Source organism: Pseudoalteromonas sp. AWH4_217 (genome assembly GCF_056161105.1).
In genome coordinates this window covers 31,140-51,065 of the sequence record NZ_JBSWYM010000007.1, presented here as the reverse complement: position 1 = coordinate 51,065, position 19,926 = coordinate 31,140, and the positions used below count along the sequence as shown (strand labels likewise).

Genomic DNA, 19,926 nt, shown 5'->3' with positions numbered 1-19,926 from the left:
CTGAAAAAAGGGCTCAGCTGAGCCCTTTTTTGTTGCTGTTATTAACCTCTTCTGGTGGGAAAAAGTGTCGATAGCAAAAGCCCTCTCAACGCTTAGTAACTGGTTTAAAAACGTTAAAGTAGCTGACAGATCAGCGAATTGGCAGTTATTTGAGCGCTTTCGTCCTCGAGGTTTAAGTCAACAGGTAATTGAACAAGCTCTGTCGCTTGCCCGGGAGCAGCATTGCTATAAGGTGGGACTGCTCTTTGGTGCAACACGCACCAGTGCCCACACGCTATACGTTAAGGTTGGATGTAAAGCGGGTGTCGAAAACGGGTTTGTTATTAAGAATCCGATGGCAGCAAATTAAAAGGATCGGGTTGCCCCTTTAATGGGTAAATTTATTCGCAGAGCTTTCGTCTTTATGCTGTTATATGTCATTATTTTTTACCTATGAATATCGTGAACTTATGGTCCTCTGGACTGGTACAGGACAAACCTCGCGAGAGCGGCGCCCTGCTAGGTGAGTATCAGCACCCTTATTTTAATAAACGTTTTTCTCTAAAGCTGATTGGTCGCAATGACTTAGCACGTTTTTGTCGTTGGATGAATGACCCCAGAGTTGCGCAGTTCTGGCAACAGGCCTGGAGTGAAGAAAAACAGTGGCAGTATCTGAGTGATAAACTTGCTGATGCCCATACTTTACCCCTGATTGGTTATCTGGACGACCAGCCCTTTGCTTATCTGGAAGTTTACTGGGCAGCCAGAGACAAGCTGGCAGGTTATTATGATGCGGCGCCCTATGATCGGGGGATACATCTGCTGGTGGGGGAGCAAAGCTGCCGGGGACCGGATAACTTTCGCTGCTGGATGACCTGCCTCAGCCATTTAATCTATCAAAGCCAGCCTAAGACCCGGCGCATTGTGCTTGAACCCAGAGCCGATAACACTCGTCTGATGAAGTACATGGCAGGGCTGGGCTATCACAAACAGTTTGAGTTTGACTTTCCCCATAAACGTGCCGCACTACTGATGGGGCACAGGGCGCATTTCTATGAGCATATTTTTGCTAAATATGACGAGTGTGAGTCTGTTGCTTAGGCCATTGGCATACTCCAGATGAAGGTGTATGGTGCTATAACAATGTCTGCAAAGGAGTATCAATATGGACCATACACAAGCTCATGCTTATCTGCTCAATAAACCCTTTTCTTCCGTTGGTCAGCCTTTTGGGCCCGGTGTTGATGTGTTTAAAGTGAAAGACAAGATGTTTGCGACACTTGCTCCGGGCAAATATGACGAAGGAGAGATCCGTCACTGGTGGTTGAATCTGAAGTGCGATCCGGATGAAGCGCATGCTTTGCGGGACATTTTTGATGCGGTTATTCCCGGTTACCATATGAACAAACGGTTGTGGAATACGGTGATCCTGGATGGCTCTGTGCCTCGTGGAGAAATAGAACGCATGATAGATAACTCGTTCTTGCTGGTGGTGCAAAAAATGACCAAGAAGCAGCGCGAGGCCATCATGGTGCATCTTTAGTTTTTTATACTTAATTGGGTTATTCTTATTGGCGAATAGGATAATAACAATTACATGGCACTATGCGTTACCAGTTTGATGACTTTGAGTTCGACAGCACTGATTTGATTTTGCATCGCGCAGGTGAAGCGCAGGCAATTCGTCACAATGAAGCGAAACTGCTGGCTTTACTGCTGGAAAATACGCATCGCGTGCTCAGCAAAGAAGAGATACTGAATGAGGTTTGGCAGGGGAAAGTGGTCTCTGATCAGGCTGTATTTCAAAATATCAGCCATCTACGGGCTGTATTCGGCAACGATTCTATCAAAACCTATGCAAAGCGAGGTTATCAGTGGCAACGTCCGGTAAATGATCCGGTAAATGATCCGGTAACAGGTCCAAATTCAGGTCTTAGTGATGTTCAGGTAAAACCGGGCGTCACATCCGTTGCAGCGTCAGCCCCGGGAGATCGCTCTGGGATCAAGTGGCTAGGTATATCATTGTGCTGTTTATTGATCCTGGTTGCTGTGGTTTTTATCAGCCAGAGCGACGAGCCAGAGCAAGCGTCCTTTGCGCTGACGTACCTGCCTTTTGAAGGTGCCGAGCTTGAAAAGTGGCAATTGCAAGATACAGCCCGGCTGGACATTACTGCTCTTTCCACGCTCTCTGCTGCGCACTTCAGAACATCACAGGAACTGGTTTATCCCAAGATTGCGGCGCAGCATCCGGTGATCCTCACGGCCAGTGTGCGCCAGATTGATGCCTTCTGGTACCTGACTTTTTGGTTAAAGGGCCCGGCAGGGCAATGGCAGGGCGTATTGCATGGTGAAACACCTGAAGCGGTGCAGCAGCAGCTCTATCATCATCTCACCCAGCCTGTGGTCCGGTCTTTACTGCAAAACCCTCATTCTCCGGACCTGAAGCTGGCTATGCTGACTCAGGCTCATCAGGGAGCACCGGAAGATTTGATCCTGTTGGGCGCCTTGGTTAATGCCTACCTCGATGTTCGGGAGCTGGAAAAAGCGATGGCAATGGCTGAGAAACTGGCGGTGCTGGCCAAAGCGCAAACTAATTCACAGCAACTGGGCCGTGCACTGGCCTATCAGGGCGAAATTCTGTTGCGTAAAAACCTGGTCGACCTTAGCCTGATTAGGTTAGATGCTGCGCTGGAGGCGCTGGCAATGAGCCAGGATCTGAGGGCACAGGCAGATGTCTGGCACAGTCGATCCTGGTTACATCATTTACAACGGGATTATGAGCAGGTCAAAGCCAGTTTGTTGCACTCGGCACAGCTGGCACGGCAGGCGAAGGACATTGCCAGGGAGTTGGATGCCCTGACTTACCTGTCGATTATGGCGAGTAAAAACCAGCAGGATAATGACAAATATCTTTACCTGCGGCAGGCGGAGGAGAAAATGCGGCACTATGCATTGCCGATTTACCACTTTGCTAAAGTGCCTTTCCACTATGCCATTTTTGCAGACAAGCCGGCTGACAAAGAGCCTCACTACCGACGGGTGCTTGAATATACCGCACTGACGCCGAACCATTGGGTGGCTCAGTCCAGTCGTAAATCGTTGGTTCGCTACTATCTGAGTGAAGGGCGCTATGACGAGGCCAAGTCTCTGATTGACAGTGTGAGCCAGGACAATGCAGAAAATGCCTACCTGGCGGTGATGTACGCTGCGGCTGCGCAAACTCAGGCCGAGCTTCTGCCCCTTGCGCTGCGTGCCTTTGAGCTGGCGCAGTTATCGGGAGATCGTCGGATTGGTCTCGATGTGGCCTTGTTGCTGTGCCAGATGCCGGTAGAATCGGGTGTAAATAGCGATTTCTATGCGCACTATATCAGCGAGCACGCGACACCAGACTGGCGAACTCAAAATGAAGCACAGTTACTGGCACTCAATCTGAATTCAGTGGGTGTTGAATGACGTGCCAGACTCAGCGGCTATCAGGGCCCTGAATCTGGCTGATTAAGGAGTTGTTAGTAAACGAAAGGGATCAGTTTTTTGGTTTTTGCCGCGTACTGATCAAACTTCTCGCCATATCGCTCTGATAGGTAGCTATCAAGTGCTGGGATATGGAAGCTGATGAAAGAGTAAGCCATAAAGAAAGGCAGCAGCAGCGTCCAGTAGTTGTAGCTCAGCAAGCACCAGCCCGTGAACAGCACCACATCACCGAAGTAGTTAATGTGCATTGAATGTTTAAACAGTCCTTCGGTGTAGCACTGACCTTTGTTGGCCGGGTCCTGTTTCCACCATTTGCGCTGGATCTCTGAGCCACTATTGAGGTAAGAGCCAACCGCCAGCAAAACCAGCGCAACGATATCCAGCGTACCGAACGGAATAGCCTCACTTCTGAATGCGCCGCCGCCCACCAGTAACAGACCGATTTCAAACAGGGCCATAAAACACAGCAGGCCCAGCGCTTCACCCCAGTCAATTCTGCGCTGTAACAGATATAGCACAGTAATGGCATGGCGTATCCAGTAGACAAATACACAGCCAAGCATGATCAGGGCTCTGTCCTGATCAACCAATACCCACTGTTGAGAGAATAGTTGACCAATGTGAGTCCAGCCATCGGCCATTGCCAGCCAGGCACAGAAAAGGACCAGGCCAAAGTGCAGACCGACAAAAGTCCATCTTTGCGCCAGCGTGCGGCCGTGTTCGCGGTTGACCCCGCCTCCGGCGTTTTGACTGTCCGGGGTCTGATTTACTGTTTCCATGTTTTTTCCTTCAATCATATTAACTTAGAATTAGATGTTGGTTGCTACTGGGGCTCAGCAGTCAGTTCAACAGGTTGCACTGGACGGGTGCGGTAGAGCATGTAGTTGCACAAAGAGAGCAGTGCCAGCGTGGCGGTGCCCAGAGTTATCCAGTCTGCTTGATTAGTATCGATAGCCCAATACAAAATTAACCCGTACAGCAGCTGAGTGACCGCTTCCATATGCAGGCCCAGCTTGGCGCCGTCAAAGACCAGGCCGTTGAAATGACACAGCCAGAAAAACAACAGAGACATACTCACCAAAGGTAAGGTTGGCAGATCTCCAAAGTAACTCATCAGGTAGGTAAACAACACCACTATGCTGCTAAAGCGTACAAATGCAGTCCATTTGGTGCGTTTGCAAATATACGGATCTTTGGGTTTAAAATCTTTAGAGCGTACTTTGGCGCTGAGTGAGTAAAAGTCGGCTTTATTAGCCTTTTTAGGTAGCCAGGCTGGTGGTGCAAAAATAGAGCAGAACACTTCAAAGACTGAGCTGGAACATTTGATCTTTTGCCAGATGGTTTTTAAATAGTAGGAGTTGATCACCAGAGGACTAAAACTGGGATATGACTCGCGCACGCCATATACCACTGGATCGTCATCCAGTTCTCGTTGGTACGTGCCAAACAAGCGGTCCCAGATGATCAGAATACCGCCATAGTTTTTGTCTATATAGGCGCGATTGCGGGCATGGTGGACACGGTGCAGCGAAGGCGTATTGAAGATTTTATCGGCGCGGGGCGTCTTTTTCAGATACTTGGTATGAATGCAAAATGCCCAGATGATTTGCGTATAGCTGGCTGCCAGGAATACTTCCAGCGAAATACCCATAAACGCCATCGGGATAAAAGTCATCCACATAGTCAGTTCAGTGAAATAGCTGATCCGAATGGACACGCCAAAATTAAAGTTTTCCGCGGTATGATGCACCAGGTGATCGGCCCAAAACAGCCCTATCATGTGGTGAAAGCGATGATTCCAGTAGTATAAAAAGTCATAGACAAAGAATGCCAATACGTAAATTAGGGGGTTGCTCTGATCCAGGTTAAACAGGCGATACTCATTATAAACCAGGGTATAAAGTGCCACGACAGCGAGCAGAAAAATAAATGATAAACCCAGATTGCCAAGCGCAATGGTGGCATTTGTGAGTGTATCGTTAAGGCGATAGTTTTTTTGCTTACGCAAAAAGTTGATGGTTGCCAGAATAAATAGCGGCCCCAGATAGAAGGGCAGGGTATACATTACTTCTTCGGTAAAGTTGAGATCCATGTTAATCCCTTAGTGTGTCGTCTGAATAAGTGTACGGCTTACCATGCAAAGGCAGATAAGTGCGCATATCTCACCCATATCGCCACAATGGATGTGTTGTAAGCATCTAGTTGTGGTAGAGAGGTAAAATATTTATATCTATGTTAACATTAATTTATCTTTTATTTCACGTTTTTTGTGTTACGCCACATTACAGTGAACAGTATTCTGTTGCAGAGTCTTTACTTTCATCCTATTTCAAAGCTGAGCGTTTGGTTAACATTATGTTTTCTGAATGTGAATAAAAAATGGATCTAGAATAAATCTTTTGTTTTCATTTCTAAGAGGGAATAAAACTTGAGTATTTGCTCAACCTACGTTTAACCGTGCCGATAGAGTCTTTGGGATATAAACAAGGAAATGAAAACAATGAAAAAGCATATATTACCGTTACTGAGTTTGATGGCACCAGCCGTAGTTGTGCAGGCCGCTGATACGCCTACAAAAGTTGTCAGTCAGAACTTTGATAACGGTTATGTCGGGCTATTTGTAGCAGATGGCACATTGAGCCAGTTTGAAACCTCTGCGTTGGATCCGATCAGTGGGCAACAAAGCCTGGCAATGACCAGTGAGGGTCATTATCGCGTAGGTACAGAAATGCTGTTGATGCGTACTTTTTCACAGGCCAGTACACTCAGCGTTTCTTTTGATCTCAGCACGCCATTTACAGATGAAGCTCAGAAAATGCCTTATGCACTGGCACAGTGCGTATTTGAGATTGAATATGCAGATGGCAATACTTACCAGTCATATGTGTCACGTAACGATGATATTCCGACCTACAAAGACAGTGTCTATTCACACGATTGTCATATGACTGTGCCCGAAGGGAAGTCTGTGTTTAAAGTTACCTGGTTCCTCGAAAGCTATGCAGCACCGGGTGAAACTGTGTATCTGGATAACCTGGAACTCAAATTGTTTGAGGGAACCCATCAGCAAAATGCAGCAGTGGAGTTATTCAGAGAAGGGCGAGAGTTTTCGGCCTGGACGGATGAACAGATCTCTACCTATTTTAGCAATGCGCCGATTTTAGAGCAGATGAATGGCACTGCAAGTTTGCGTTTGGCCCAAACCAGCAATGGCAGCTACAAAACGCGCTTTGTGTTACCAGAGCCAGAATTTTCTCACACTTACCCTGAGTATGTTGTTTATCAGACGAGTATTACTAACCCAGGGTCCCAGCCAGTGAGTGCACAGCTATATGCCAGTGTCAGCTATCAAAAGCAGTTCCGCGGTGGCGATCACAGTGCTGCGTTTGCGCCTAGTTATTATATTGCGCCGAATAGTACAGCCTTGGTACCCGTTATCGTTGATTTAGGAAAGGACGGTCTGACAACCGATATTACATCTACCGAACTGCGTATTGAGTCTGATGGAGCGGTATTATTAAATAGTCTCACAATGCATTCTGGAACCAGCTTATCAGATGGTCTGGTGACCATTGCGACGTCTGGTTTCGAAGCCGACGCGGGCGGCTTTGAAACCAGTACACCACAAGACGTCACCCTGATTAATCAGAGTCAACAGGTGATCAGCGGTGAGCAAAGCCTGGGTTTTGAGATGAGCCCCTGGCGTCAGGCGGGTTTTACTCATTACTTTGGTTGGGGCAATCAATATTATGCAGACAAAGTCTATACTCAGCTTGCTGTGCAGTTGCAAGAAGCTGAGAAGGAGACCCCTGTCAGAGTCTGTACAGATGTCTATTACATGGGAGGAAGCAAAGACAGCAACTGTGAAGAGCGTATTCTGGGCGTTGGCAGCTTCGCGTTGCATGATGTATTCCCGGTTGACTCCACAAAAGCATTGTACCGGATTCTGGTTAGAGTGCGTGCTTATGGTAATGTCAGTATTAAAGGTGAAATGGACAACTTTGTATTGGGTTACTGGCCTGCGATACCTCCACAGTAACGGGTATACGCGAAGCGCACAGACTTATCGGTGCGCTTCGTACAGAGCAGCTAATGAGCACAATTGTTATGATGAGCTGTTAAGCAGAGTTTATAACGCTTATTGGATCTTATGATAAATACCATAAAACAGGGTTTGCCAGGACTTGCCGTTATTACTGGAAGACTGCCAGTGCTGGTGAACCGTGTCGTTCTTTTTAGGTTGCCAGGTAATGCGATGTAAAACGGGCTTACCCTCACTGTCCTGCCCGGGACCTTGCAATATCATGCCGTTATTGTCCCTGTTGCCATTGAGCTGCAGCAGTAACCCCGCGTTGTCAGTCCAGCTCTGGTGCCACTGTTGTTGTTGCTTGTCGAAGATATTCAGACTTTTACCCTGATAGCCGGAAACAGCCTGATATTCTTCTAAAATCACACACCCATTGAGTATCTTAGTGATTTTGCTGTTGCCTGCAAATTGCCCCTTGGACATGACCCGCCATTCCCCTATCCAAAAATCAAAGGCATGATACTGAGGGCTGTCACATAACGAACGCGCATGGACAGAGGCGGCGCAGCAGGTGAGTAAAAGCGAACATAGGATCTTTTTGAACATGTGGCGATACATTCCGTATTGTGGACTATCTGAGTGACAGTCAAATCCGCAATTCTTAATAAAAATAGTCAGTTTTACGCGAATTAGGCAAGGTGGGGAAAGCGAGTTTCCCCAAATTCATCGTTATTCTTGATGCAGTGCCAGCCAGTTGAGCTTCCAGTTGGTGTCGTGAGAGTGGAGTTTTAGTTTATGTTTACCCGCAGCCAGATAAATACGTTCTCCTTGCTGTGTTTGCCAGTCATGGTATCCGCCTGTACCACGGACCGTGTGCGCAGAGATTGGTTTGTCATCGATTTTAACGGTAAACCCTTTGCCGTCGCGGGGTCCGGCGATACGGTAGCTAAGACGATAGTAGCCACTTTTGCTAACGTTGATCTGATAATCAAGCTGAGCATCCTCAGCAATGCCATCGCCACCGGTCAGATTTAAGCGTCCATCTGTGTCTGAAGTGCGGGCGGTATTAGCACCAGTCACGGCGTAAGCATACTCTGCCTCGATGCGACCTGGCACCGACAGCGCTTTGCCGCTGGTTTTGACCAGGTTGCTGTAATTACTTTGCAGGTTGCGACGCACTGCAACTACCGTATATTCGTATACATTGGGAGAGGCATTGGCATCGGTAAACTGAGTATCAATGACATTGTCGGCAATCAGTTCAAACATCGAGCCTGCGCTGTGATTGCGATAGATTCGATAACCTGAGATATCCTTTTGCGTACTGCGGTCCCAGCTCAATGTGGCGTACCCATTGTTCTGCGACAGGGTTAAGTTAGTCACCGGCTGAGGGTAGGCAAACTGCTGATCCCGGCGTCGCTGCTCCTTTTTTTGTACCATGAGGAGTTGCTGCTGGAATCGATGGGAGGCTTTGCTTTGCTTCGGCGCAGGACCGTCCAGTGCGACACGAAACCCTTCGGCGGCACCAGCAAAGTCTTCGGGCATACTTCCGCGACGGGTAACCGGCCAGATATTCCAGTGCCAGCTGCTGCCTCTTACCGAGCGGCGTTCGCATTGACCTGATTGAAAGGCGCGGCCATTTTCGCTGGCTTGCTGATAATTGTCCTGGTAGCAATCACCCAGTATTTCAGCGACATTGCTGAGCATATCGTGCAAACCGTAGGGGTTTGGCTGGTACATACCGACGACACTGGCATAGGTCGCGTGATCAACGCAATCGGCAAACCCGTCAACAAAGTTCACATAAGTACTGTTGGTGGTGCGTTGTAGCTCGTTTTCACCACTGAGATCTGCTGTATTCTCGTACTGACACACCGAAGGATGCTTGGGGTCATCGCCAAAGTAAAAGCCGCTTGTTGCCCCCCCACGTGCTGCATACTCCCATTCCGCTTCACTGGGTAGTCGATAGGGCTTCCCCGTCGTTTTTGCCAGCCAGTCTACATAAGCTTTGGCGCCAGTCCAGCTTACGCAGATAGCAGGCTGGAAATCGTTGACTGTCAGGCTGTTGTTATCCCAGCTGCCCGGTGTGTTGCCAATAAACCAGCTATCAAGTTGGTGATAGCATTCCTGGGGCGCCACAAAACCTGTGGCTTCGACGAAGCGTCGGTACTCTCTGACCGTCACTTCATATTTGCCCAGACTGAACTCGGGCAGTGTGACCGGGTGAACGGGCTGGCTGTTTTCATTGTCAGAGCTGCCCATTGCGAAACTGCCTGCCGGAAGTGTGACCATAATGGGCTCAATGGGGGAGGGAGAATTCCCAGCTAGTGTCGGTGCACAGATTGTCAGCAATATCAGTGTTGAACAGGGGAGTGTGATTTTCATGATTATTTTTCCTGTAAAAAAGACGCTTTCACCATGCCTAACCAGCGAGGGTGAAATCCTAGCGATTTTTTACAAAGTGAGAAAAATAGAAATATTTTAGATTGGGTTAAATAGAAATTATCAACTAACGTATTGATATATTTGTTTATTTAATTTTTGGAGGCGCTGCGAAATTTAAGTCAGCGTGAAAATGCAGGGAAGGTAAATGAAACACGTTGAAAGAAACTCTGGCCGCAGGGTACGGCCAGATAAACAGGCTTACTGTTCAGCAGCCTGTTTTGCCAGGTACTCGTCATAAGTCCCCTGGAAGTCAATGATCTGACCGTCTTTAATTTCCCAGATACGGGTGGCCAAAGACGATACGAACTGGCGGTCGTGTGACACGAAGAACAAGGTGCCTTCGTACTGTTCCAGTGCCATATTCAATGATTCAATGGATTCCATGTCCATGTGGTTGGTCGGTTCATCCATCAACAGAATGTTAGGCTTGTGCATCATCAGCTTACCAAACAGCATGCGACCTTGCTCACCCCCGGAAATCACCTTAACTGACTTTTTAATGTCGTTTTGTGAGAACAGCATACGACCCAGGAAACCCCGTACGACCTGCTCGTCGTCACCTTCCTGCTGCCATTGTTCCATCCACTGAAACAGGTCCAGGTCTTTTTCGAACTCGTCCGCGTGATCCTGGGCATAGTAGCCAATGTTGGCGTTCTCAGACCACTTAAACGCGCCCGACTTAGGCGCCATACGCCCGGCCAGGGTGTTAAGCAAGGTTGTTTTACCTACGCCGTTTTCACCAATGATGGCGACTTTTTCACCCACTTCAACTAAGCCATTGAGGCCACTAAACAGCACCTCTTCATAACCTTGCGACAGGGTTTCCAGCTCCAGCGCATTGCGGAACAATTGTTTGGACTGCTCGAAGCGAATAAACGGGTTTTGACGGCTTGAAGCTTTGACTTCTTCCAGCTGGATCTTATCAATCTGTTTGGCACGCGACGTGGCTTGCTTCGCTTTAGAGGCATTCGCCGAGAAGCGAGAAACAAACTGCTGAAGTTCAGTGATCTGGGCTTTCTTCTTGGCGTTGTCAGCAAGCAGACGCTCCCGCGCCTGAGTGGCTGCCAGCATGTATTCGTCATAGTTGCCCGGATAAATACGCAGCTCACCATAGTCGATATCGGCCATGTGGGTACATACCGAGTTCAAAAAGTGACGGTCGTGCGAGATGATGATCATGGTGCAGTCACGCTGATTCAGTACGTCTTCCAGCCACTTGATGGTATAAATGTCCAGGTTGTTGGTCGGTTCGTCGAGCAGCATGATATCTGGTTCGGCAAACAGTACCTGAGCCAGCAATACCCGCAGTTTCCAGCCTGGTGCCACCTCTGACATAGGTCCGTAGTGTTGCTCTGTTGGGATGCCCACGCCCAGCAACAGCTCACCGGCTTTGGCTTCGGCGGCATACCCATCCATTTCTGCGAATTGAGTTTCAAGGTCGGCGACTTTCATGCCGTCTTCTTCACTCATTTCCGGCAAAGCATAAATGCGGTCGCGTTCCTGTTTCACTTCCCATAGCTCTTTGTGACCCATGATCACCGTATCGACCACCGAGAATTCCTCGTAGGCAAACTGATCCTGGTTTAGCTTGGCAATGCGCTCATTCGGATCATAAGAGACGTTGCCTGCGCTGGCCTCCAGTTCTTTGCTGAGGATCTTCATAAAGGTCGATTTACCACAGCCATTGGCACCGATCAGACCGTAGCGATTACCGTCGCCAAATTTGACCGAGATATTTTCAAACAGCGGCTTGGCGCCAAACTGCATGGTGATGTTGTTACAAGACAGCATAAGGGGTGCTCATTAAATTCAATTGCCGCGATTTTAGCATTAAATCGCGGCTGGGGGGGAAGGTTATTGCAGTATAACCTGATATGGCTTTATATAGGCTGGCAGCGAGTAATCAGGGTTTTTTGCGAAGTGCAAACGCGATTGCGCACAAACCCAGGCCAGCAATAAACAGGAACAATCTCCAGAGATTGTTTTCCAAAACAAACTGTGAATGGCTTTTGAGTGTAACCCCATCTTCTTTGATTACTTCATACACGGTATATGCCGAAATATCAGCGCGATACTTGACCAGTAATTGCACATTGTCGCCCGGCTTTAGAGGCGCATTGGTTTTTTTGTGCAACACCATTTGGGTACTGCCGGTGTTTATCTTGATGAAATAGCACTTAGCTTTACCGCAGGCGGTACTGGACAAATAGGGTTCTCCCAACTGACCTGACACCTCTCTTAAGGAGGTTTTATCGGGCAGGTCCAACAGAAACAGGCTCAGTATAATCATCAGCAAACCAATTCCCAGTATGTTGGCTAAACCTTGCTGCCTATCGTCTTCATCTGTGTATTCCGTGATGGGCGAGGTATAAGGTTCTTTGTTCATTCTTATTCTCTAAATTCGTCTGCCAGCTGGCGGAGTGTGTCAGCCACACTGTCTTCTGTCAGGCGGATGAAATCACAATTTGGCGCTATTTGTTCGCCGACAACATAGGCTTGCCGGGCTGCTTCGAGCATGGCAATGTCATTGACGTCGTTACCAAAACACACGGTTTGCTGCATATTCAGGCCAAGCTCCAGCAGTGCCGTGAGCTTGTTGCTGTGTGCGGGCACCAGGTCAAAGCAATGATGGCCATTGTGATGATAGATTTCAAAGTTGTTTAGTGTCTGTTCACACACTTGCTTGACCTGATCATGATGCTCATCCTCTAACACCAGCAATTTCACGATGGGCTCTTGTCTTAGTGTCTGATTGTTGCCCGGTGGGATGCCAAGTTCGGCCACATGTTGATGAAAATGGTGAGGCTTATCGGAGATGGCATACTGCCAGTGTCCGTCAAATAAGTACGCTATCTCGTTGTTATCCAGCCAGCAGAGCAGGGTTTGCACCTGAACGGGGTCGAAGCTATGGGCTTTGATCACGGCTTTGTTCTGACTGAACATGGCGCCATTACAACCAATGATGGGGTGATGCCAGAAGCATTCAGGCAACACCGGCAAGGTATCTCTGAGTGGCCGGGCTGTGGCAAAATACAAGTTGCCACCACTGCGCTCCAGCGCCAGCAGGGCATGTTTAATGTCGTCTTGCATGCGCTGAGCATGGAATACGGTGGTGCCATCCAAATCAAAAACAAAATTCATAGTTACTTCCGGGTACAAAATCGAGTGTTTACTTTGCCAAACTGACAACTTAGTATTTTAGTCATTGGCTCAAAATATTTAAATATTGGCTTAAATTTGACATTGAATACTGGTAAACCTGCCCCGGTGCGATTTGCACTGAATCAGTCCGTACGGGTGAAACATATTGCTGAGCAGGGTGTCCTGTTTGAGTGGCATCAGCATGACTGCTTCGAGTTGATCCTGACACTGGGTGCCCGAGGTCGTGGATTTATTGGCGAGGCGATCCATGAGTTTGCTGACATAGATCTGGCCCTGATCGCACCGGGCGTATCTCATACCTGGGATTGCCAGGTACCCTATGAGACAGCTGAACTGGTAGTCGTGGTGTTGTGGCCAAAGGCTTTGCTGGGGGGCCGGATCCCTGAATTGGCAGCAATGCAGCACTGGCTGGATGGCATTGAAAGTGGCCTGGTGTTTAATCGAGAGACCGCTGAGCGTGTCCGTGAATCCTGTCTGGCGCTTCACGCTGCAAGTCCGCTGCGTCGGATAACTTTATTGTGTGAGATCCTGGATGAACTACAGGCCAGCCCGGCAATCGGGTTCCAATCTGGCTATTCGCGTAACAGTGAGCGTCTGGCCAGTGTGCAGGCATTTATTGCCAGCCGGGTTGATGAGCAACCAAGCCTGGCTGAATGTGCAAGCTATGTTAATGTCAGCACTGCAACCTTAAAGCGCTGGTTTCAAAATGAGCTTGGCTATTCGTTTTCACAGTACTGTGCATTACTGCGTTGTCAACGTGCTCAGCATTTGTTGGCGACGGAGCACCGTCCGATTAGCGTGGTGGCACAGCAATGTGGCTTTAGCAGTGCGGCGTATTTCAATCAGTTTTTTAAAACTCAGACGGGCATGACGCCCACCGCATATCGCCGTCAGTTTAGTTGGCGAAAGCGCTAGTGGACTGGGTCAGCAATGTCATTCGGAATAAGCCTCAAGTCCTCCAGTACCACTAGTTGCTCACTCTGTTCGTTCAATGTAAATGATAACTGGCAAGGATCGCAGGTAAGTGCTTTATCCTCGATATAGTCTGGAGAGATTTCCAGATGGTACGCCCCTTGTTTGAGCTTATCAAAAAAGAAAAACCCGTCTGGCTCTGTGTAAAGTACTGTTTTTTCGCCACTTGTCAGGCGGGTCAGTGCAATCGGGATCCGGCCACTGATATCGGCCTCTTCGCCATTTTTATTCGTCAGTATGATCAGACCCTCGGCCTCAAACTGCAGGTGAAAGGGGATGTCGAGTGTCTGGTTTGCCCCAGGGTGCAGGTTGGCTTCAATCAGGCCAAACTCAGGTTGCAGGTAGAGTGCATCCATTTCGTTGTGTTCTATCTCTAAGGTGGCCGGGCGGTTGCCTGGCAGATATAACAAGGTTTTTTCATCTCCCTGTTCCAGCATGTCGGCCTCATTGCCATTATGCATAATGGTGACATGAGGCAGATGGGGTTCGGAAGCGTCAAAGCGTTGGTTGCTGTTTCTGTCATAGAATGCACGAATTTTCAGTGCGCTGTTGTGTCGGGCGCTCTGGCTGGTCATAGTGTTCAATGGGCTGGGACCATAGAATGAAAATGAGCACGACAGACCAAATTGCCAGCCACTGGCTTCGTGATAGGCGGCATTGGCGCTGATAGCCAGACTATCAAAGGTTTTGGACAGGGTCAGTGATGAGACATTACGGCGCTCAGACAGTGATCGTCTCAGCTGCAAGGTACCATAATATCCGGCAAACTGATGGGCGTAACTTAAAGCGAGCGTGTTCAGTTCAAATAGCCCCCGGGTCTTATTCCAGTTGAGTCTGGCTCTGCCCCAGTTACCGCTCAAACTACCTATCAGTGAATAGCTTTGTTCTCTGGAGTCGCCGCCTTCAATGTGGCCGAAGCTGCCGGCGAGGCTACCGGACCCTGAACGATAGCTGAGATAAGTATCCAAAGATTTGAACTGCACTTTGTTTATCCGGCTGAGGCCAAACGAGGAGCTGGCCTGCCAGTCGGAGAGATTAAGTTCATAGCTTAATGTATTGATCTTTTCTGAGCCAAAGAGGCCAACTCCTTTTTGTGCGGACAGGCTGACGTTGTGTACTTCACTAAGCGGCTTGAGCAACTTAAAGTCATAATACCAGTGTTCGTCTTTACCTGCTTTGACATGCCATTTTGCCTTACCCGGCTGCCCAATACGCTCCCAGCCGAGATAATACAATGACTTTTTTTGTCGCAGGTTGTGCAGCCACTCTTTGCCAAAATTGATCTCATCCTGATCGGTCAGGACATAGTTAAACTGCGGGTTGATGTACTTTTCTTCGGGATTAAAACGTGTTTTTCTCAGTACAGAGGCCTTTGTTGTATAGGCGGTCAGGGTTGGATACCACTGTCCGGCGTTATAACCTGACTTAGCTTGCGTCATGACCTCTCGACGTTCACGCCGTCCGTCGGGATGCTGGATCATCAGATGATAGCTATGCTCTGAGTTATAAATCTGCAGTGGGCGAAAGCGATACTGGCCACTGTCATTAACACGTACTAAATCAAATAATGCGTCGTTACGGTATAGTTCGACATCACTGCCGGGCTCTGCGTGACCTTCAATAATCAGCGGCTTGCCAGCTGCACTGTGCTGTGTCCCGTATTGAATACCCAGGCCGCCGCCGCTGCTATCAAGTAACACACCTGAAATTCCCTGCAAGTCACCAACCTGGTATTCAATCTTATCGGAAAGTTCTCGTGTGAGCAGTAATTTGCCGTTGAGCTGATCCTGATTAGATTCGGTCAGGACAATGTTCGCCTGGTGATGTGCTAAGTCCTGATTTATTGTCACATAGGCGGTTGAGTTTGTATTGTGCTTACTTTGTGAAGCAGACAGCTGTACATCGACATAGGGTGCTGTGTACCACTGGTACTGGTCTTTTAACACCACCTGATTGGCACGTTTTTTATTCATGGCCGTCAGGATGAGTTTGCGCTCTTCGCGCTTTTTTTCCAGGGACTTAGGGTGTCGTTGTTGTGTGTCAACAATGAGTACCTGAGTTCGGGCATTGAAGGTTGACGCTATGTTGAGCTGGCTTAGCTGATCTGTCCTGATATGGGGCTCACCATTCAGAGTGACTATGCTCTCCTCATCGACGGAGAAGTTCACGGTTTCCCCCCACAACTGACCTGACACTTTTTTACCGACAAAATCGATGGTTAACTCACTGGCCAGCAAGGTGTTCAGATTGGCCTGTGATACAAAGTAATGGTCGTAATCTGGGGTAATGAGTTCTGTGCCCTCAGGAAAGATTTGCTTATCAATATACAGATCAGCAAAGATAAAATCGGCGACATCGCCTACTTCCCGAGAGTAGACCAAGGAGGAAAAGCACAATAAGAAAAAGAGATAAAGATACTGCATGCAAAAGGCCCGGCTGGGCCGGACCTTTAGAAAATGATGGGGATCTTACTGGTAAGCCGCAACAAAATCATAAGTAAATGTTTTGGTACCAGGTGCGTTGATGGCAATATCTTTGTCTTCAAGCATTACCACTGCTGACATTGAGACTGACGCCTCACCACCTGCACTCAGCTGAACTGCTGAAGAGAAAGGTGTCAGAGCAAATCTCAGCCCGTCCTGAATTTGGTCAGGCGCAGAATATGAGTAGCTCACAATTGCACGAGGGGTACCTCGTACGGTGAAGATACCTTGCTGACCACCTACATTAGGATCGTTACATAACGCTGAAGCAGTAGGATTAGCAAAGGGCGTGTCTACCGCATAACAGCCGTCACCATTTTTAGATGCTTCGTTTACCAGTAGCTCCGGGAAACTCATTGGCGTTGTTTGCTCGATTTGGATTGGTGCACGTTCCACGACCAGATTAACATCAACCTGATAAGTTGCTGCCACAGAACCAAAACTCATAGCTAATAGTGCGATTGCGCTGGAGGTTTTTTTTAGCATTGTTTATTTCCTTAATTATTATTGGTATACCGCAGTAACTGTGTAGCTGAAAGCGTACTCCCCGCTGCCTGTTTCATAGGCGTTACTGAGTGTTACAATACCTCCTGCACTAAACGTGCCAACTCCTGATTTTTTTATTCTTACGCGCTTATTAAAGCCTCCTGATTTGTTTTGTACTGTAAAGGTTAAACCCTGCTTTGTTTCGTTTCCATATACTTCTATGTCCACGTAACTCCTGGGCTGGCCAGTGATTTCGAATTCAGCTTTATAGCCTCTTAAACCCGGGCAAAGTGACTTTTTAACTGTTTTATTATTTTTTCGCCCATTCGCCTTACAGGTGGCGCCTTCCCAGGTTGCGGGGGTCTGTTTAAGTGGTGGGAAGGTTAGAGGTGTCAATAAATTGATGCTGATCCCGGTGGAAAGAGTTTGATTTTGTTGCTGTTGCTTCAGATATGTCAAAGTATCGACTTCCTCAGCGGTCGTCGATAACAGAGCAAAGCTGGTCAACAAACTGGCTATCATTATTTCAGCATTTGCTCAGAAATAGTGACGGTTTGCTCCTTCAGGAGTTCTTTAGATTCAACATCTTCCAGACGTAATGTCAGTTTTTTGTCGATCAGGGACTGATATTCAAGCGGAACAGACATATCACGCTGGCTTAACTCGGGATATAAGCTGAACTGGTTGATACGAAAAAGCTCTTCTTCGCCTTCCATCACAACCAAATTTGCGCTGGTATGGCCCGGACCCTGTTTATGCAAGCTGACGAGCATATTTTTGGTATCTTTGCTGAAGGCCACAGCACCGAAAGTCAGTTCTGTGCTGGATGACGTATTCTTGATAAAAACAGGAATAATCACTTTGTAATTGGCTCGTACTGTAACGGCACCACTTTGTGGTTGTGACGAACTGGCGCTGAGCGCTTCAACCATCAGGTGGGCACGAAACTCACCGTCAGGGATTTTGCCTTTTTTCATCAGGCGGATTTTTTGAAATTGTTTGGGCAATACGTCTTTGGCAACCCTGGGACCTACACGAAGGTAAGGCTTGGCAGAGAACTGATATTGATCGGCGATTTTCAGGGAGCCCGTAGCATCCATTTTCATATCTATCAGTGAGACCCGGTAACTCTGCAGGCTGTCTGAGGTATTGTAGATGCGTAACTCACCGCGGCGAGTTTCCTGGTCAAGAACCACCCGATGCCTGTCCAGTTTAAAGGTTGAAGCCCATGCCTGAGAAGTCAGGGCCGAAAGTAGCAGTACCAATGTGAAAAATGCTTTGTTCATATAAGGTGCTCTTTGAATTATTAGTTTGATGAGCGCAGCTAAAGTGCCGGTATCATATCCTAATCAGATTTGACTGCAACCATTAGACTGTGAGGGAAGAGTAAGCCAGGGGGAGCCGGCGCTATCTGCCGGCAGGCTCACAGGTTAGTTTTCAGGCATTACTTGAGAGCCAACCTGACTGGAGCTGGGTTGTTCTGTGGCTTGCTTCATACCTCCCAGGAAGGTCAGGTGTCCAAGGAAATCGGGCAGTATACGTTCACTATTGTAATCGCGAATGTCGTCAATTTGCCTGTCATGCAATGCCTGTAACAAGGGGGGAATCGCAAGGTTGGTCCAGCTTTCCAGCGCATCGGAACGCACGAACTGCTCGTTAAAGTGCTCTGCGTCATCAAGTAATTGTTCCCAGAGCTGTTGTTGTATTTGTGGTGGCGTGCCTGCTGTATGTTCCAGTGCATCATTGATCCATCCCAGCCCATATTCGTCGTATGCGGTGAGAATATCGGAGTAAAGACGCCCGCGGTCGGATTCGCTGGGGGGCAGGTCCTGTTGCACAACCACATCATTCTTTTCCGTCTGGTAGTATTGGCGGTGTGCGGACAGGTCAACTTGTTGACTCAAATAAGCGAACACATTGTGCTCACTTTCTTTGTCTACTTCGTTCAGCATGGCCAGCATACTGTGTTTCTCAAAAGGTTTTATAACGGTTGCCATATCCAGTATGCCACGACTCTGAGAGAAGGTACTTTCCTGCAAATGCGTGTTTAGGGTGCTCAGGTCATCTCCTTTAAATTTTCCACTAATGAGTAAGTCGGTATAGCTGTGTAACAATTGCAGATTTTCCGGTGGCTGAGCCAGCTCATACTTCCAGTATTTATCCCGGTCAGATGAGGTCATCAAAATACGCTCACGCCCTTCTTCATCCACACCCACTGGCGAGGTGGGGGCCTGATAGGTGTCACCTTGTTCAGCCAGGCTGGCGAATGTCTGCAAAGTGTCGTAAAGAATGCCATCGGGCAGACTTGAGAGGGCCTCAACAAGCTCGTCGGGCACATGTCTGCGTTTCTCTAGTGCAAATATCGAGGTATTACCTGCGTCTATCAAAATATCTGCAAGCTGGGAGAGTGCATTGTCGTCCAGACGCTCAGCCAGGGATAAAAGCGATTTACTGGGCTTGATATGTTCGAGCTTATTTCTTTGCTCGGGTGGCAGGCGATCAAGCTGGGCTAAAAAGGCATTGATATCGTCTTTATCAGTCAGGTCGCCATAAGCATATTGAGTACTCAGCTGGCCATGCTCATTCTTAGTCATTTCCTGACTGGTAATATGAAAGCGTTTGAAACCGATATAGTCCGGCAGTTGTGCACTTGGCCTTGGATAGGTAAATGCCGCGGCGAAGTCGTTCCCATGCTCCGGTTGCAGTATCGTGAATTGAGCGTCGTTAAGCGGGGTATCATCGGGGGCGCTGGCTGAGAGTGCCTGACTCTGTATACGTTCAGACAGTGCCTGCGAGTTTTCAGCGATAGGGTTGTGCCCGGCAATCGCAGTTTTGCCTGCGTCGCTGTGAAAGTGAAGCTTCATAAATAACCTTATCCTTGTTACTTAAAGTTAAATGGTT

Annotated in this window: 18 protein-coding genes; 6 read left to right on the top strand and 12 right to left on the bottom strand. The window is 48.2% G+C overall.

Annotated elements, in window-relative coordinates; all coding sequences use genetic code 11:
* Positions 1 to 64: 64 nt before the first annotated feature.
* The 4 genes from ACXAH1_RS10045 to ACXAH1_RS10030 all read left to right on the top strand — a co-directional run bounded on the left by ACXAH1_RS10045 (position 65) and on the right by ACXAH1_RS10030 (position 3,432).
* A complete protein-coding gene (locus ACXAH1_RS10045; RefSeq protein WP_475196428.1) occupies positions 65 to 349 on the top strand; it encodes a hypothetical protein in 285 nt (94 codons plus the stop codon).
* A 92-nt stretch (positions 350 to 441) separates the two neighbouring features.
* On the top strand, positions 442 to 1,080 hold the full coding sequence (locus ACXAH1_RS10040) for a GNAT family N-acetyltransferase (protein ID WP_475196427.1): 639 nt from the start codon (positions 442 to 444) through the stop codon (positions 1,078 to 1,080).
* A gap of 64 nt (positions 1,081 to 1,144) precedes the next feature.
* Entirely contained in the window at positions 1,145 to 1,522 is a 378-nt protein-coding gene (locus tag ACXAH1_RS10035; RefSeq protein WP_475196426.1) for an MmcQ/YjbR family DNA-binding protein, read from the top strand.
* A 62-nt stretch (positions 1,523 to 1,584) separates the two neighbouring features.
* Positions 1,585 to 3,432, top strand: coding sequence for a winged helix-turn-helix domain-containing protein (locus tag ACXAH1_RS10030; protein ID WP_475196424.1), 1,848 nt, complete (start codon positions 1,585 to 1,587; stop codon positions 3,430 to 3,432).
* 53 nt (positions 3,433 to 3,485) lie between these two features.
* Here ACXAH1_RS10030 and ACXAH1_RS10025 read toward each other — a convergent pair whose 3' ends face one another.
* Entirely contained in the window at positions 3,486 to 4,229 is a 744-nt protein-coding gene (locus ACXAH1_RS10025; RefSeq protein WP_475196423.1) for a DUF1295 domain-containing protein, read from the bottom strand.
* Positions 4,230 to 4,273: 44 nt separating this feature from the next.
* A complete protein-coding gene (locus ACXAH1_RS10020) occupies positions 4,274 to 5,542 on the bottom strand; it encodes a sterol desaturase family protein (protein WP_253048581.1) in 1,269 nt (422 codons plus the stop codon).
* Positions 5,543 to 5,950: 408 nt separating this feature from the next.
* On the opposite strand from ACXAH1_RS10020, the gene ACXAH1_RS10015 reads away from it, so the two are divergent.
* On the top strand, positions 5,951 to 7,489 hold the full coding sequence (locus tag ACXAH1_RS10015) for a hypothetical protein (RefSeq protein ID WP_475196421.1): 1,539 nt from the start codon (positions 5,951 to 5,953) through the stop codon (positions 7,487 to 7,489).
* Between the two features lie 99 nt (positions 7,490 to 7,588).
* Here ACXAH1_RS10015 and ACXAH1_RS10010 read toward each other — a convergent pair whose 3' ends face one another.
* The 5 genes from ACXAH1_RS10010 to ACXAH1_RS09990 form a co-directional block, all read right to left on the bottom strand.
* On the bottom strand, positions 7,589 to 7,960 hold the full coding sequence (locus ACXAH1_RS10010) for a hypothetical protein (protein WP_475196420.1): 372 nt from the start codon (positions 7,958 to 7,960) through the stop codon (positions 7,589 to 7,591).
* A 246-nt stretch (positions 7,961 to 8,206) separates the two neighbouring features.
* The gene (locus tag ACXAH1_RS10005) at positions 8,207 to 9,862 is read right to left on the bottom strand and encodes an SUMF1/EgtB/PvdO family nonheme iron enzyme (protein ID WP_475196418.1); all 1,656 of its coding nucleotides are present in this window, start codon (positions 9,860 to 9,862) and stop codon (positions 8,207 to 8,209) included.
* 258 nt (positions 9,863 to 10,120) lie between these two features.
* The gene (locus ACXAH1_RS10000) at positions 10,121 to 11,713 is read right to left on the bottom strand and encodes an ABC-F family ATPase (protein WP_138553298.1); all 1,593 of its coding nucleotides are present in this window, start codon (positions 11,711 to 11,713) and stop codon (positions 10,121 to 10,123) included.
* A gap of 112 nt (positions 11,714 to 11,825) precedes the next feature.
* The gene (locus ACXAH1_RS09995) at positions 11,826 to 12,308 is read right to left on the bottom strand and encodes a hypothetical protein (RefSeq protein WP_475196417.1); all 483 of its coding nucleotides are present in this window, start codon (positions 12,306 to 12,308) and stop codon (positions 11,826 to 11,828) included.
* Between the two features lie 2 nt (positions 12,309 to 12,310).
* Positions 12,311 to 13,063: an HAD-IIB family hydrolase gene (locus ACXAH1_RS09990; protein WP_475196416.1), complete on the bottom strand. Its 753-nt coding sequence runs from the start codon at positions 13,061 to 13,063 to the stop codon at positions 12,311 to 12,313.
* A gap of 96 nt (positions 13,064 to 13,159) precedes the next feature.
* Here ACXAH1_RS09990 and ACXAH1_RS09985 point away from each other — a divergent pair, with 96 nt between their 5' ends.
* Positions 13,160 to 13,999, top strand: a complete 840-nt coding sequence (locus tag ACXAH1_RS09985) for an AraC family transcriptional regulator (protein ID WP_475196414.1) — start codon at positions 13,160 to 13,162, stop codon at positions 13,997 to 13,999.
* Here ACXAH1_RS09985 and ACXAH1_RS09980 read toward each other — a convergent pair.
* The 5 genes from ACXAH1_RS09980 to ACXAH1_RS09960 all read right to left on the bottom strand — a co-directional run bounded on the left by ACXAH1_RS09980 (position 13,996) and on the right by ACXAH1_RS09960 (position 19,889).
* Positions 13,996 to 16,479: a hypothetical protein gene (locus ACXAH1_RS09980; protein WP_475196412.1), complete on the bottom strand. Its 2,484-nt coding sequence runs from the start codon at positions 16,477 to 16,479 to the stop codon at positions 13,996 to 13,998. The genes ACXAH1_RS09985 and ACXAH1_RS09980 overlap by 4 nt on opposite strands.
* A 45-nt stretch (positions 16,480 to 16,524) precedes the next feature.
* Positions 16,525 to 17,025, bottom strand: a complete 501-nt coding sequence (locus ACXAH1_RS09975) for a hypothetical protein (RefSeq protein WP_138544846.1) — start codon at positions 17,023 to 17,025, stop codon at positions 16,525 to 16,527.
* 18 nt (positions 17,026 to 17,043) lie between these two features.
* Positions 17,044 to 17,535 (bottom strand): DUF4402 domain-containing protein, encoded by a 492-nt coding sequence (locus ACXAH1_RS09970; RefSeq protein ID WP_475196410.1) that lies wholly within the window; start codon positions 17,533 to 17,535, stop codon positions 17,044 to 17,046.
* An 11-nt stretch (positions 17,536 to 17,546) separates the two neighbouring features.
* Entirely contained in the window at positions 17,547 to 18,311 is a 765-nt protein-coding gene (locus ACXAH1_RS09965) for a fimbrial biogenesis chaperone (RefSeq protein WP_475196408.1), read from the bottom strand.
* 144 nt (positions 18,312 to 18,455) lie between these two features.
* On the bottom strand, positions 18,456 to 19,889 hold the full coding sequence (locus ACXAH1_RS09960; protein ID WP_475196407.1) for a hypothetical protein: 1,434 nt from the start codon (positions 19,887 to 19,889) through the stop codon (positions 18,456 to 18,458).
* Between the last annotated feature and the right edge of the window lie 37 nt (positions 19,890 to 19,926).